Source organism: Paraburkholderia sp. RL18-085-BIA-A, assembly GCF_046027075.1.
Classification (GTDB): Bacteria; Pseudomonadota; Gammaproteobacteria; order Burkholderiales; family Burkholderiaceae; genus Paraburkholderia.
Genome location: NZ_JARESU010000003.1, coordinates 150,047 through 164,687 on the forward strand (window position 1 = coordinate 150,047; position 14,641 = coordinate 164,687).

General features: G+C 63.1%; 13 protein-coding genes. 4 read left to right on the forward strand and 9 right to left on the reverse strand.

Annotated features, from left to right (window positions below):
- Positions 1-146: 146 nt before the first annotated feature.
- From P0D89_RS03175 to P0D89_RS03190, 4 genes are all read right to left on the reverse strand, one after another.
- Entirely contained in the window at positions 147-599 is a 453-nt protein-coding gene (locus P0D89_RS03175; protein ID WP_408358260.1) for a MarR family winged helix-turn-helix transcriptional regulator, read from the reverse strand.
- Between the two features lie 180 nt (positions 600-779).
- Positions 780-1,589 carry a BPSS1780 family membrane protein gene (locus P0D89_RS03180; RefSeq protein ID WP_408358259.1) on the reverse strand — a complete coding sequence of 270 codons (810 nt, stop codon included), beginning with the start codon at positions 1,587-1,589 and terminating at the stop codon, positions 780-782.
- Positions 1,580-2,575, reverse strand: coding sequence for a homoserine kinase (locus tag P0D89_RS03185; RefSeq protein ID WP_408358258.1), 996 nt, complete (start codon positions 2,573-2,575; stop codon positions 1,580-1,582). The genes P0D89_RS03180 and P0D89_RS03185 overlap by 10 nt, the downstream gene beginning before the upstream one ends.
- A gap of 183 nt (positions 2,576-2,758) precedes the next feature.
- Positions 2,759-3,154, reverse strand: a complete 396-nt coding sequence (locus P0D89_RS03190) for a hypothetical protein (protein ID WP_408358257.1) — start codon at positions 3,152-3,154, stop codon at positions 2,759-2,761.
- A 200-nt stretch (positions 3,155-3,354) separates the two neighbouring features.
- On the opposite strand from P0D89_RS03190, the gene P0D89_RS03195 reads away from it, so the two are divergent.
- Complete coding sequence (locus P0D89_RS03195; RefSeq protein WP_408358256.1) at positions 3,355-4,881, forward strand: AMP nucleosidase; 1,527 nt, start codon at positions 3,355-3,357, stop codon at positions 4,879-4,881.
- 115 nt (positions 4,882-4,996) lie between these two features.
- On the opposite strand, the gene P0D89_RS03200 is transcribed toward P0D89_RS03195, so the two are convergent.
- The 3 genes from P0D89_RS03200 to P0D89_RS03210 all read right to left on the reverse strand — a co-directional run bounded on the left by P0D89_RS03200 (position 4,997) and on the right by P0D89_RS03210 (position 7,077).
- Positions 4,997-5,527: a chromate transporter gene (locus P0D89_RS03200; protein WP_408358255.1), complete on the reverse strand. Its 531-nt coding sequence runs from the start codon at positions 5,525-5,527 to the stop codon at positions 4,997-4,999.
- On the reverse strand, positions 5,524-6,093 hold the full coding sequence (locus P0D89_RS03205) for a chromate transporter (RefSeq protein ID WP_408358254.1): 570 nt from the start codon (positions 6,091-6,093) through the stop codon (positions 5,524-5,526). Before P0D89_RS03205 ends, P0D89_RS03200 begins: the two co-directional genes overlap by 4 nt.
- 240 nt (positions 6,094-6,333) lie before the next feature.
- A complete protein-coding gene (locus tag P0D89_RS03210) occupies positions 6,334-7,077 on the reverse strand; it encodes an LOG family protein (RefSeq protein WP_408358253.1) in 744 nt (247 codons plus the stop codon).
- Position 7,078: 1 nt separating this feature from the next.
- Between P0D89_RS03210 and polA the strand changes: the two genes are divergently transcribed.
- The 3 genes from polA to P0D89_RS03225 all read left to right on the forward strand — a co-directional run bounded on the left by polA (position 7,079) and on the right by P0D89_RS03225 (position 12,288).
- Positions 7,079-9,820, forward strand: coding sequence for a DNA polymerase I (gene polA / locus P0D89_RS03215; protein ID WP_408358252.1), 2,742 nt, complete (start codon positions 7,079-7,081; stop codon positions 9,818-9,820).
- Between the two features lie 157 nt (positions 9,821-9,977).
- The gene (locus P0D89_RS03220) at positions 9,978-11,333 is read left to right on the forward strand and encodes an NAD(P)/FAD-dependent oxidoreductase (RefSeq protein WP_408358251.1); all 1,356 of its coding nucleotides are present in this window, start codon (positions 9,978-9,980) and stop codon (positions 11,331-11,333) included.
- Between the two features lie 82 nt (positions 11,334-11,415).
- Entirely contained in the window at positions 11,416-12,288 is an 873-nt protein-coding gene (locus tag P0D89_RS03225; RefSeq protein ID WP_408358250.1) for a dienelactone hydrolase family protein, read from the forward strand.
- A gap of 109 nt (positions 12,289-12,397) precedes the next feature.
- On the opposite strand, the gene P0D89_RS03230 is transcribed toward P0D89_RS03225, so the two are convergent.
- Together P0D89_RS03230 and P0D89_RS03235 are read right to left on the reverse strand one after the other, a co-directional pair.
- The gene (locus P0D89_RS03230; RefSeq protein ID WP_408358249.1) at positions 12,398-13,267 is read right to left on the reverse strand and encodes a sulfurtransferase; all 870 of its coding nucleotides are present in this window, start codon (positions 13,265-13,267) and stop codon (positions 12,398-12,400) included.
- A 157-nt stretch (positions 13,268-13,424) separates the two neighbouring features.
- Positions 13,425-14,531: an aromatic ring-hydroxylating oxygenase subunit alpha gene (locus tag P0D89_RS03235; protein ID WP_408358248.1), complete on the reverse strand. Its 1,107-nt coding sequence runs from the start codon at positions 14,529-14,531 to the stop codon at positions 13,425-13,427.
- Positions 14,532-14,641 lie beyond the last annotated feature (110 nt).

Genomic DNA, 14,641 nt, shown 5'->3' on the forward strand with positions numbered 1-14,641 from the left:
AGGGTCTGCATGTGTGCCGCCGTTTGTCGGCCGCCGTTCTGGCGGTGCGCTATCGCAGCGGCATGTCGTTAAGATAGTACACAAATCATTTGTGTACAAACTAATTTTTGTATCAGCGCGATAGCTTGCGTTTTGCAGCAGGCCGGTTAGTGATCCATGTAGTCGTTGAGCGTGGCACGCAGGCGCGTCAGATCGTCGCGCAGACGCAGCAGGAATTCCGGCGTCTGCTGAGTCGCGCACAAGATTTCCGCGGGTACTTCGCGCGCCTGGCGCTTGAGTGCCGTGCCGGCCTTGGTGAGCCGGATATAGACGAGCCGCTCATCGTCGACGCCTCGCACGCGCTCCAGCAGGCCTTGCGTTTCAAGGCGTTTGAGCAGCGGTGTAACCGTCGCCGAGTCGAGATTCAGGCGCGCGGCCATGTCCTTGACGGTGACGTCGTCGCCCTCCCACAGCACCAGCATCGTCAGATATTGCGGATACGTGAGGCCCAGCTTCTCGAGCAACGGCTTGTACGCTTTCGTCATGGCAAGCGAGGTCGAGTAGAGGGCGAAGCAGAGTTGCTCGTCGAGCGTGAAGGGCAAAGCGGGGCGCTGGGTCATGGTGCATCTCGCGTAAAAGAGCGTGCAAATGGATTGCGCGCAAACCATTGTGCCGCAATTCGCTGCGGCTTGACGAGTGCGGGGCGGGGACCGAGCGAAGCGAAGACGGCGAGCGCCGTCTGTTGAAATAAGGGCGGGCGCTAGAACAGCGCCCGCGCCTGAACCACTTTCAAGCTGCCTTTACGCTGCCGGCGTGGTCGGCAGGTCCGGTGCTGCGGGCGTTTGTACGCCGAAGCAGCCGCGATAAGTCGCGTAGAACGAGCAGTACAGCATGGTCGTGACGATCATCGTGGCGGGCATCAGGATCGCGAACGCGAAGTCGGCCGCGCCCAGCGCCTGCATCAGCGCGGACAGGCCGATCGATACCGTTATCGCAACGGCGAACCACAGTGCGCCGAATACGACGAACGCGCCACGATTGCGCCAGCAACTGATGATGCTGAAGAACATCGCCTTCACGGGCGGCACGTCATGCCAGGCGGTGAGAATCGGCGAGAACCAGAAGATCATGGCCACCGGAATGTAGAGCACAAGGGCCGTGATCACCGCGAGCGGAATATTGCTGTTGGCAATCGCATCCTGATCCATCGCACCGCCGCCGCCGAGCATCACCTTTAGCAGCATGCCGCCATCGGCGAGCGCCGAGCCGGCCAGCACGAGCCCCATCGCGACGACATACAGCACGCCGAGCACCAGCAGCCGCCTCGCGACCACCGGGCCGTACGAGTGAAAGCCGTCCACCAGAATGGTCGGGAACACCGGCTTGCCGGCGATCGTGTTGCGGCACGCCGCCATGAAGCCGACCGCGACGCCCGGAATGAACGCCAGCGGCAGCACGCCGCCGATCACCGGAATCTGCGACACGAGCGTCATGACCAGCAGATAGGTGAAGAACAGCGTGAGGAATGCGAGCGGGTTCTTGCGGAACAGCCAGATACCCTGCCGGAACCACACATAGCCGGTTTTTGCGGGGACTTCGATCAGTTGCATGGGGTATGGATGCCTGGATGTGCAACGCCTGACAGGCGTTCGCGCAGAATGCGCTCGAAATGGCCGGGGTCGTGCGGCTTGAGCAGCTCGGCCGCGCGCGGCAAATGAAAATCATACAGGCGCGAGACCCAGAAGCGGTACGCGCCCGCTCGCAGCATATCGCCCCAGTGGCGGTTCTCTTCGGCGGTGAACGGGCGCACGGTCTGATAGGCGCGCAGCATGGCTTCGGTGCGCCCATCGTCCAGCTTGCCGGTGGCGAGGTCGACACACCAGTCGTTGACCGTCACCGCGACGTCGAACAGCCACTTGTCGCAACCGGCGAAATAGAAGTCGAAGAACCCGCCGAGGCGCACTTCATGGCCGGTGTCCGGCGCGGCGTGCGCGAACATCGCGTTGTCGCGGAAAAGATCGGCGTGGCAGGGGCCTTCGGGCAGCGCGGCGTAATCGGCGGACGCGAAAAAGGCTTCCTGATACGCGAGTTCGGACGCGAGCAGGTCGCGCTGCGCGCCTTCCAGAAACGGCAGGATGGTCGGCACGGTTTCCTGCCACCACGGCAGGCTGCGCAGATTCGGCTGATAGCCGGTGTAGTCGCGTCCGGCGAGGTGCATGCGCGCGAGCATCTGCCCGACTTCGATGCAATGCTCGACGCCCGGCGACAACTCCGGCGCACCTTCGAGCTTGGTCACGATGGCAGTGGGCTTGCCGAGCAGCATGCCGAACAGCGCACCGTCCTCGCGCGGCATTGGGTCCGGCACCGGCACGCGGTGCGCGGCCAGGTGGCGCATGAGGTCGAGGTAGAAAGGCAGTTGTTCGGCCGTCAGCTTTTCGAAAATCGTCAGGACGTATTCGCCGCGCGTCGTCGTCAGAAAGAAGTTGCTGTTTTCAATGCCAGACGAGATGCCACGAAACTCGACGACATCGCCGAGATCGTAGTGACGCATCCAATCTGCTAGTTGGGATTCGTTGACAACGGTGAAGACAGCCATGCGGGAAACGTCGGATCAGGTTGGTCGGGCTGGCGCGATGCGGCCAGTGCGATGTGTGGCAAATGCGGTGCTGAAAAACGGTGTTGAGCGCTGGCGCTCAGAGCCGCGCAGCGAACGCGACAGGGCGGCGCCGTATCGGGTGTGAAGCGCGGCGGCCACGCCGGGCCGCCACCCCGACAGGCATCAATAGTGCAGATTCACCGAAGGCAAGCGCGTGCTTGGGTGGCCGTTGTCGCGCACGGTGGGCGACGTGTCGAGCGGCGCGCTCATCTGGTAGCGCGTGCCGAGATTCGAATGCACGTTGATTTCAACCGGCTTGCCCTTGTCGCGGTATTCGGTGATTTCAGTGCCATTGCCGCTGCGCTCGTAAAAACTCGGCGTGCGCGGCACGTTGATTTCGACCTTCGAGCTGACCTCGGCGGCCGGACGATTGATCTTCTCCAGGTCGGGCAGACCGGCCCGTTCATTGGCGGACTGGGGCGCGTCGGCGGGCGGAGCGTCATCGACAGGCTGGGCAGCCATCGCGGCGTTGCCAAAGGCGAGGGCCAGTGCAACGGCGACGGGAAGGAGCGGCTTCATGGTGATTCTCCGATATGGTGCCCCGATTCTAGCAAATCCAGCCTGGTGATCGGGCGCGACGGCCTTATTTTGCGCCGCTTTCACGCGAAGTGCCCGCAATCCTGCGAACAGTGTGGCGGCATGTGTTGCAGGCAACGCCAGGTGATTTGGCGAACCCGTGTTCCGTGGTAATGTCGTCTCATCGATAGGGGTGAATGACGATGAACAACGATACCAATCAACGCGCGGTGCAGACTCCCGCCAACAGCTTCCCAACCGAATCGTTCGACGACGCGACCGAGGCCGTCACCCGCCTCTCGGCGATCTACGAAGCGAACACCTCGTTTCTGCGCGATGCGTTCGCGCGCTATCGCCGCAACGAAAAATTCGAGCGCCGCGTGCGCGCCTGCTATCCGTTCGTGCGCGTGTGCACCGAAGTCAACACGCATATCGACTCGCGCCGCTCGTACGGTTTCGTCGCGGGTCCGGGCGTGTTCGAGACAACCGTGACGCGGCCCGATCTGTTCGGCGACTACTATCGCGAGCAGTTGCGTCTGCTGGCGAAGAACCATCATGTGCAGATCGAGGTCGGCGTGTCGAACCAGCCGATCCCGATTCATTTCGCGTTCGCCGAGGGCATTCATCTCGAAGGCGATCTGGACCGTGAGCGCCTGTTCCTGATGCGCGATGTGTTCGACACACCGGACCTCGCACTGCTCGACGACCGCATTGTCAACGGCACGTATGAACCGGCGGCGGGCGAGCCGCATCCGCTCGCGCTGTTCACGGCGGCGCGGGTCGATTTCTCGCTGCATCGGCTGAAGCACTACACGGCCACTTCGCCCACGCATTGCCAGAATTACGTGCTGTACACGAACTACCAGTTCTATATCGACGAGTTCGTCAAACTCGGCCGCACCATGATGGCTCATACCGACGACGCCGAATTGCGCGCCTATCGCAGCGAATACACGTCGTTCGTCGAGCCCGGCGACGTGGTCATATACAACGAGAATCTCGGCGAGCAGTCGCAGGAAGGCACGGCGCCGCCGCGTTTGCCGCAGATGCCCGCCTATCACCTGAAGCGCGCGGACGGCAGCGGCATCACGATGATCAACATCGGCGTGGGGCCGTCGAACGCGAAGACCATCACCGATCACATCGCCGTGCTGCGTCCGCATGCGTGGATCATGCTCGGCCACTGCGCGGGTCTGCGCAATACGCAACGCCTGGGCGACTACGTGCTCGCGCACGGCTATGTGCGCGAGGACCACGTGCTCGATGCCGACCTGCCGCTGTGGGTGCCGATTCCGGCGCTCGCCGAAGTGCAGGTGGCGCTGGAGCGCGCGGTCGCGCAGGTCACGCAACTGGACGGTGTCGAGTTGAAGCGCGTGATGCGCACGGGTACGGTGGCGAGCGTGGACAACCGCAACTGGGAGCTGCGCGATCATCGCGAGCCGGTGCAGCGGCTGTCGCAAAGCCGCGCGGTCGCACTCGACATGGAAAGCGCGACGATCGCCGCGAACGGCTTCCGCTTCCGGGTGCCGTACGGCACCCTGCTATGCGTGTCGGACAAGCCTCTGCATGGCGAACTGAAGCTGCCGGGCATGGCGGATCAGTTCTATCGCGCACAGGTCGATCAGCATCTGCAGATCGGCGTGAAGGCGATGGAGATATTGCGCACGAACGGGTTGCATCGTTTGCATAGTCGCAAGCTGCGCAGCTTCGCTGAAGTGGCGTTTCAGTAAGCGCGGCATTGGCAGAGGGCTCGTTCGTGCCCGCGTGATGCGTCGGCAGGCGGCCTTGCTTCGGACGCCTTCCTTCAACCGCCTTGCTTTAGCCGCCTTGCGTCAGAGCTTCGCGTTAGAACTGCCCGAACCCCGTGAGCCCGATCAAACTGCCCGCAGCCAGCAGCCACAACGGATGAACCCGCGTCTTGAACGCCATCACGGCGGTGAACGCGGTGATCGCCCACGCAATCGAGGTGGGATTCGACGCCTCGGCAATCAAGGCCGCGCTTGCCGCGACGATGCCGGCCGTCACCGGCATCAAACCCAATTGCGCGTACCGTCGCCACGGACGGTCCTTGAAGCGGTCCCACGCATGCAGCGCGATGATCGTCACGAGCGACGACGGTCCGAACTTCGCCACCGACGTCACCAGCATTCCCGCCCAGCCGGCCACATGCCAGCCGATCAGTGTCACGATCATCAGGTTCGGCCCGGGCGCAGCTTGCGCGAGCGCGAATAGCGCGCTGAATTCGCTGGCGGGCATCCAGTGATGCACGTCCACCACCTGACGTTGCATCTCCGGAAGAATCGTATTGCCGCCGCCGAACGCGAGCAGCGAAAGCTGACTGAAGATCGCGGCAAGCGAAACGAGCGTGTCGTTCATCGTGCGCTCCTCGCCGCGAAGTAGATGCTGAGCGGCGTCAGCACCAGCATGGTCGGCAGAAGCGGCAGCCGCAGGATCGCAATCGCGACGAAGCCCAGCGCGGCAATGAGCGCGGCGAGCGGCCTGTTGCGCAACGGCAGCACGATCTTGACGGCCATCGAGATCAGCAGGCCCGCCGCGGCCGCGGCGAGACCGGCGAACAGATGACGCACGTGCGGGTCGTTTTGCGTGTGTTCGTACAACACGCCAAGGCCGATCACCACCAACGACGGTCCCGCGATCAAGCCGAGCAAGCCGGCCAGCGCGCCGGGCACGCCGCGAAAGCGCATGCCCATCGCCACTGAAAGATTGATTACGTTGCCGCCCGGCAGGAATTGGCACAGGCCGAGCAGGTCGGTGAATTCCTCGGCGCTCAACCAGCGGCGCTGTTCGACCAGCGTGCGACGCGCGAGCGGCAATGCGCCGCCGAACGAGATCAGCCCAAGGCCGAGAAAGCCGCCGAAGATTTCCCGCAGCGTCGGTGTGGGCGCGAGTACGGAGTCGGAGGATGAAAGATTGTGGTCCATGTCGCTAACTAGCTTCCAGATCAAGCTCAGGAGGTTAGCGCCGAACCGGCGGCGAGCAAAACGGTTTTTGAGCATGACCGCAAGCGCCGTGTGAAGGGGGCGGTGAAGCGGGCAGGTGAAGTGGGTCGATGAAGCGAAAGCGGACAGCCCGAAGGCTGCCCACAGAATCAACGCACCAGGTTCAGTACATTGCGGGTACTCCCTTTGCGCCAACGCGCGAAGCGAGTACGCCGCATCACATCACAGGTAGAACATCCGGTCCTCATCCGATTTGGTCGGATGCGGCTCGGCTTCTTCACGGTCTTCGTAGAACTTCAGCACCGCTTCGAGCACCTGGTCCGGATCGTCGATCACCTGCATCAGGTCCATGTCGGTCGGATTGATCAGGCCCATCGGTGTGAGCGAGTTCTTGAACCAGGCAAGCAGGCCTTCCCAGAACTCCGCGCCGACCAGGATGATCGGCACGTGGCGCGACTTCTTGGTCTGGATCAGCGTGAGCACTTCGGCGAGTTCGTCCAGCGTGCCGAAGCCGCCCGGCATCACGATCACCGCGTCCGAGTTCTTCACGAACGTGACCTTGCGCGTGAAGAAGTGGCGAAAGCGCAGCGAGATGTCCTGCCACTGGTTGCCCGATTGCTCATGCGGCAGTTCGATGTTCAGGCCGACCGAAGGCGCCTTGCCCGCATGCGCGCCCTTGTTGGCCGCTTCCATGATGCCGGGGCCGCCGCCGGAGATCACCGCGAAGCCAGCGTCCGACAGCTTGCGCGCGATCTGGGTGGCGAGTTTGTAGTACGGCGAATTCGGTTTCAGGCGCGCAGAACCATAGATGCTGACAGCCGGGCGAATCTCCGAGAGGTACTCGGTCGCCTCGATAAACTCTGCCATAATCGTGAACATCTGCCACGATGCGCGGGCCTTTTTGGCCGTTGCGCGCTCTTGATCTGCGAGTGATCGCAGACTCGGAATCACTTTTCTCTTAGTCATAATGCCTGAAGAACGAAGCCTTGAAGGTAAGACCCTGCTATTGGTCGACGGTTCGAGTTATCTGTACCGGGCCTACCATGCGATGCCTGATCTGCGCGGCCCCGGGGGCGGTCCGACGGGTGCGCTCTACGGGATGATCAACATGCTGCGGCGCATGCGCAAGGAAGTCACAGCAGAGTATAGCGCGTGCGTGTTCGACGCCAAGGGCAAAACATTTCGCGACGACTGGTATCCCGACTACAAGGCGAATCGTCCGTCGATGCCGGACGACCTGTCGCGCCAGATCGAGCCGATTCATGTGGCCGTGCGCGCGCTCGGCTGGCCGCTCCTGATGATCGAAGGCGTCGAGGCCGATGACGTGATCGGCACGCTCAGCACCGCGGCGGAACAGCGCGGCATGAACGTGATCGTGTCGACTGGGGACAAGGATCTGGCGCAGCTCGTGTCGGATCATGTCACCCTCATCAATACGATGACCAACGAAAAGCTCGACCGCGCCGGTGTGATCGCCAAGTTCGGCGTGCCGCCGGAGCGCATCATCGACTACCTGTCGCTGATCGGCGATACCGTCGACAACGTGCCGGGCGTCGAGAAATGCGGGCCGAAAACCGCGCTCAAATGGCTGACGCAATTCGACTCGCTGGATGGCATCGTCGCACATGCGGACGAGATTAAAGGTGCGGTAGGAGACAATCTGCGGCGTGCGCTCGATTTCCTGCCGATGGCGAAGAAGCTCGTCACCGTCGAGCGCAATTGCGATCTGACCGACCATATCGTGTCGATCGAGGAAAGCCTGCCAAGCCGGCCCGAATCGCGCGAGGAGCTGCGCGACGTGTTCACGCGCCACGGCTTCAAGACCTGGCTGCGCGAAGTGGAAATCGCGGACGCGGTGGAGGGCCCGGAAACCGACGTGCCGCCGGCACTGTCGGTGGATCACGAGCGGCACTACGACACCGTGCAGACGTGGGAGCAGTTCGACGCATGGCTCGAAAAAATCAACGCGGCTGAACTGACCTCGTTCGATACCGAGACCACCGCGCTCGATCCGATGACGGCGCAGATCGTCGGCTTGTCGTTGTCGGTGGAAGCCGGCCGCGCCGCTTATGTGCCGCTCGCGCATCGCGGCCCGGACGCGCCCGTGCAACTGCCGCGCGACGAAGTGCTCGCGAAGCTCAAGCCGTGGCTCGAAAGCGCCGAGCACAAGAAGGTCGGGCAGCATCTGAAATACGACGAGCAGGTGCTGGCGAACTACAGCATCGAAATGCGCGGTATCGAACACGACACGCTGCTGCAATCGTACGTGCTCGAATCGCATCGCACGCACGACATGGACAGCCTCGCGCTGCGCCATCTCGGCATCAAGACGATCAAGTACGAAGATGTTGCGGGCAAGGGCGCGCAGCAGATCGGCTTCGACGAAGTGGCGTTGGACAAGGCCGCCGAATACGCGGCGGAAGACGCCGACATCACATTGCGTTTGCATCAGGCTTTGTATCCGCAGGTGGCCGCGGAGAAGACGCTCGACTACGTCTACCGCGAGATCGAAGTGCCGACCTCGCGTGTGCTGCGCAAGATGGAGCGCACGGGCGTGCTGATCGATGCGGAAAAGCTGCGTCAGCAAAGCAGTGAAATCGCCACGCGTTTGATCCAGCTCGAAGGCGAGGCGTACACGCTGGCCGGCGGTGAATTCAATCTGGGCTCGCCCAAGCAGATCGGGCAGATCTTCTTCGAGAAGCTGGAACTGCCGGTGGTGAAGAAGACGCCCAGCGGCGCGCCGTCCACCGACGAAGAAGTGCTGCAGAAACTCGCCGAAGATTATCCGCTGCCGAAGATCCTGCTCGAGCACCGCGGTTTGTCGAAGCTGAAGTCGACCTACACGGACAAGCTGCCACGCATGGTCAACGCACAGACGGGCCGCGTGCATACGAACTACGCGCAGGCCGTCGCGGTGACGGGGCGTCTCGCGTCGAACGATCCGAACCTGCAGAACATTCCCGTGCGCACCGGCGAGGGCCGCCGGATTCGTGAAGCGTTCATTGCGCCGCCGGGGCACAAGCTCGTTTCGGCGGACTACTCGCAGATCGAATTGCGCATCATGGCGCACATTTCCGGCGACGAATCGTTGCTGCGCGCGTTCTCGCAAGGGGAAGACATTCACCGCGCCACTGCGGCGGAAATCTTCAGCGTGACGCCGCTCGAAGTGTCGAACGATCAGCGGCGCGTGGCCAAGGTCATCAACTTCGGCCTGATCTACGGGATGAGCGCGTTCGGTCTCGCGTCGAATCTCGGCATTACGCGCGACGCGGCGAAGATGTATATCGACCGCTACTTCGCGCGTTACCCGGGCGTCGCGCGTTATATGGACGAAACGCGTCTGAGCGCGAAGGCGAAGGGCTACGTCGAAACGGTGTTCGGCCGCCGCCTGTGGCTACCGGAGATCAACGGCGGCAACGGCCCGCGCCGCCAGGGCGCCGAGCGCGCCGCGATCAACGCGCCGATGCAAGGCACGGCCGCCGACCTCATCAAGCTGTCGATGATCGCGGTGCAGAACTGGATCGAAGACTCGAAGATCGGTACGCGCATGATCATGCAGGTGCACGACGAACTGATTCTCGAAGTGCCGGACGCCGAATTGTCCGAAGTGCGCAAGCGCCTGCCCGAGTTGATGTGCGGTGTCGCCGACCTGAAAGTACCGCTGGTCGCCGAAGTGGGCGCCGGCCTGAATTGGGAAGAGGCGCATTGACGCACTGGTGACAACGCGCGATATCGTCGTGCGCATGTCACACATGCGAATTGATGGCTTGTGACAACCCGTGCTGCGCGCGGACAATCGCTGAATCACGGCGCGCTTGCTGCGTGCCGGTGCGACGCATATTTCATCGGCAAACACGGAGAGTGCAATGCATCGATTTATCGTCGTTGGCGGGGGCGCGGGAGGGCTGGAACTGGCGACACGTCTGGGTGATCGCTATGGAGCCCACAAGAGCAAAGGTGACGCGCGGGCGCAAGTCACGCTCGTCGACCGTTATCCCACGCATATCTGGAAGCCGTTGTTGCATGAAGTGGCGGCCGGCAGCATGGACCCGTTCACGCAGGAACTCGAATACGCGGCGCAAGCCCGCTGGCATGACTTCGAGTTTCAGCAGGGCGAGCTGACCGGGCTCGATCGCGCGAACAGGCGCCTGACGCTCGGCCCCGTGCTCGACGACGACGGGGCTGAACTGCTGCCGGAACGCGAGCTCGAATACGACACGCTGGTCATCGCGATCGGCAGCACCACGGCGTTCTTCGGTGTGAAAGGCGCAGCGGAATTCTCCCTTGCACTCGACACGGTCGGCCAGGCCGAGCGTTTCCGCAAGCGCCTGATCGCGGCCTGCATGCGAGCCGAGCATCAGGTGCATGAGCCTGTCGAATCGAGACCGGGACCCGGCACGTCGACGTCCAGTGAGCCGCGCATCCAGGTAGCGATTGTCGGCGGCGGCGCAACGGGGGTCGAACTGTCGGCGGAATTGCGCAACACCGCGCAGGTGCTGTCCGCGTATGGTCTGCATAAGCTCGATCCGCGGCATGACGTCGGCATCGTGTTGATCGAAGCGGGGCCGCGTATTTTGCCGGCCTTGCAGGAGCGCGTCTCGACCGCTACCGCCGAGCTGCTCACCAAGCTCGGCGTGAAGCTGATGATCGGCGAGACGGTGGCCGAGGTCGCGCCCGGCATCATCCGCACCGCGAGCGGGCATACCGTGCGCGCCGATCTGACGGTGTGGGCGGCGGGTATCAAGGCGCCTTCCATCTTGAGCCAGCTCGACGGCCTGACGGTCAACCGGCTGGGTCAGCTGAACGTGCGCCGCACGCTGCAAACCGAAATCGACGACAACATATTCGCACTCGGCGATTGCGCCGCGTGTCCGTGGCCGGGCAACGAGCGCAACGTGCCGCCGCGCGCGCAGGCTGCCCATCAGCAGGCGAGCTTCTTGCTGAAAGCGTTGGCGGGGCGCCTCGACAACAAGCCGCTGCCGGAATTCACCTATCGCGACTTCGGCTCTCTCGTGTCGCTCGGGCACTTCAGCGCGGTCGGCAATCTGATGGGCGGGGTGATCGGCGGCAACATGCTGATCGAGGGGTTGTTCGCGCGCTTCATGTACATGTCGCTGTACCGGCTGCATATCGCGGCGTTGCACGGCTACGCGCGGATGGTGCTCGACACCTTCGCGCACTGGCTGCGCCGCTCCACGCTGCCGCGCGTCAAGCTGCACTGACGGCTGCGGACAACGGTTGAACCTGCAACAGATACGCGTCAGGCGTATCCTGTTGCCTCTAACAATCAACCGAGGAGCACGCATGCTGAAACCCGAAATCGAAAGCCTCGTCCCCCACGTTCCCTTCAATCGGCGCACCTTCATCAAGGCCGCGCTCGGCTCCGGTTTCGCGGCGGCCGTGCTGCCAGTCTCGGCGCAAACCATCCATACCGACAGCGACGGTCTCGAAGCCGGCGAAGTGGCCGTGCGCTCAGGCGGCACGCTGGTGCCGGCGTATCGCGCACAGCCGAAGGGCAAGACGCATTTGCCGGTGATCGTCGTGATCCATGAGGCGTTCGGTGTGCACGAGCATATTGCCGACGTATGCCGCCGTTTTGCGAAGCAGGGCTATCTGGCGATTGCGCCGGACCTGTTTGTCCGCGAAGGCGATCCGATGGTGTACCCGACCATCCAGCAGATCAGCACGCAGATCCTCGACAAGGTGCCTGACGAGCAGGCGCTGGCCGATCTCGACGCGACTGTCGCATGGGCGGGCGAGAATGGCGGCGATCTGAACCGGCTCGGCGTGAACGGTTTCTGTTGGGGCGGCCGCATCGCCTGGCTGTATGCGGAGCACAACCCGCGACTCAAGGCGGCGGTCGCATGGTACGGGCGCGTGGGCGGAGACCATACCGCGACCACGCCGGCAAATCCGCTCGATCGGGTTGGCGATCTGCATGCGCCGGTGCTGGGGCTCTACGGCTTGCAGGATCAGGGCATCCCGCAAGCCACGCTCGACCAGATGAAGCAGGCCATCGCGCAAGGTCCACAGGCGGGCCGCGGCTCGCAGTTCGTCGTGTATGACGACGCGGGCCACGCGTTTTTCGCGGATTACCGGCCGAGCTACAAGAAGGCCGATGCCGAAGATGGCTGGCGCAGGACGCTAGTGTGGTTCAAGCAGCATGGGGTGGCTTGAGGCGCGTAGCCTGAGCCTTCCGCCGGGCTGTCACGATGCTCGATAAAAAAGGCCGTTGCCGACCATGGGCGGCGACGGCCTTTTGCTTATCGCTTGCAGCGGCTTGCGCTCAAGGATTCGGGCCCGTTGCAACCGGCCGCTTCGGATCGGAACTCCATTCGCTCCAGGACCCCGCATATAACGCCGCGCCATGCAGGCCGGCAATCTCCATCGCCAAAGCGTTCACGCACGCCGTCACGCCTGAGCCGCATTGCAGCACCACATGCTCCGGCGGCGTATCGCCGAGCAGCGCATGAAATTCCTCGCGCAGCGTATGAGCCGGCTTGAAGCGGTCGTCGGCGGTGAGGTTGTCCTTGAAGTAGCGGTTGAGCGCGCCGGGGATGTGGCCGCCGACGCGGTCCAGCGTCTCGTTCTCGCCGCGATAGCGATCGGCCGCGCGCGCGTCGACCACCGCGCGATCCTTCGAGCCGAGATTGCGCTCGACCGTCTGCGCATCGACCGTGACGGAGAGCGGCGCGCCAGCTTTGAAGTCGCCGGTGTTCTGGGCCGGTGCGTCTTGCGTCAACGGCTGACCGGCGGCCTGCCACGCTTGCAGTCCGCCGTCGAGCAGCGCTACCGAGTCGTGTCCGAGCCAGCGCAGCAGCCACCATGCGCGAGCGGCGTACATGCCGCCTTGCGCGTCATAAGCGACCACTTGCTGACCCTCCTTCAGGCCGCGCGACTCCAGCGTCTCGACGAGGCGCGCACGATCCGGCAGAGGATGTCGGCCGTTCGCGCCGTTCTTCGGGCCGGACAGATCGCGATCGAGATGCAGGTAGTGCGCGCCTGGCAGATGTCCGGCCAGATAGGCTTTCTCGCCCGCTTCCGTGTCGGTCAGATCGAAGCGGCAATCGATAACGAACACGCTGCCCGGCGCGGCAACGAGCCGTTCGGCGAGATTGGTCGCGGAGATCAGGGTGGTGTAGTGAGTGTGGGGCATGGCGTCTCCTCGATACGGGCGATGGCGGCTCCGTTCGGGCGAGTGGCGCCGCGAACGGATGGCCGAGCTATCTTGTAAGTCTAAACAAAAAAAGACGAGCCGAAGCCCGTCTTTCCATGCGTCGATGCTGCTTGCGCGAGAGTCCGATCTAGCGCGCTCAGATCGCGCCCAGTTCGCGCCGCAAAAACTCGTGGAAGTGCTGCATGCCGTCTTCCATCGGGCTCTGATACGGGCCGACCTGCGATTCGCCGCGTTCCATCAGCGCGCGGCGGCCAGCGTCCATGCGCTCGGCGATCTCGTCGTCTTCGCGGGCGGTTTCCATATAGGCCGCGCGCTCGGCTTCGACGAAATCGCGTTCGAACAGCGCGATTTCCTCAGGGTAATAAAACTCGACCACGTTGGTGGTTTTCTGCGGACCGCGCGGAATCAGCCACGACACCACCAGCACGTGCGGATACCACTCGATCATGATGCCGGGGTAATACACCATCCAGATCGCGCCGAAGTCGGGCGGATTGCCGCCGCGGAAACGTAGCACCTCGTCATGCCACTTGCGGTAGGTCGGGCTGCCCGGCTGCTCCAGATCCTTATGCACGCCAACTGTCTGGACGCTGTACCATTCGCCGAACTCCCACGTCAGGTCGTCGCAATTGACGAAGCTGCCAAGGCCCGGATGGAACGGCGCGACGTGGTAGTCCTCCAGATAGACCTCGATGAAGGTCTTCCAGTTGTAGTTGCACTCGTGCACTTCGACGTGATCGAACATGAAGCCCGAAAAATCGAAGTGTTTCTTGGTGCCGAGGCGCGCCAGGTCGCGCGCGACGTCGCGGCCCTGCGCTTCGAACAGCAGCCCCTGCCAGTTCTGCAGCGGCGTGGCGCCGAGATTCAGGCAGGGGTTGTCCGCGAAATGCGGTGCGCCGAGCAGCTGGCCGTTCAGGTCGTACGTCCAGCGATGCAGGGGGCAGACGATGTTCTCTGCCTGGCCGCGGCCGTTGAGCATGATGGCCTGCCGGTGACGGCACACGTTCGACAGCAGTTCGACTTGCGACTGCTGGTTACGGACGAGCACGCGCCCCTCGCTTTCGCTGGGCAAGGCAAAATAATCCCCCGCTTCGGGCACCATGAGATCGTGGCCGATGTAGCGAGGACCTTTCTTGAAAAGGGTTTCGATTTCGCGCGTTAGAAGCGCTTCGTCAAAGTAAGCCGTGACTGGCAGCTGGCTGTGAATAGACCGCAACTGCAATGCATTGCTCAGATTGGACATTCCCACTCCCGTGAAGACGTGAAAGCAGTGAACAACCCAACCATCGAAGATTCGATTTAGGGAGCCCGCGATTATACCCGTTTCCCCTGTGTCGGGGCGCTTAAGTCCCT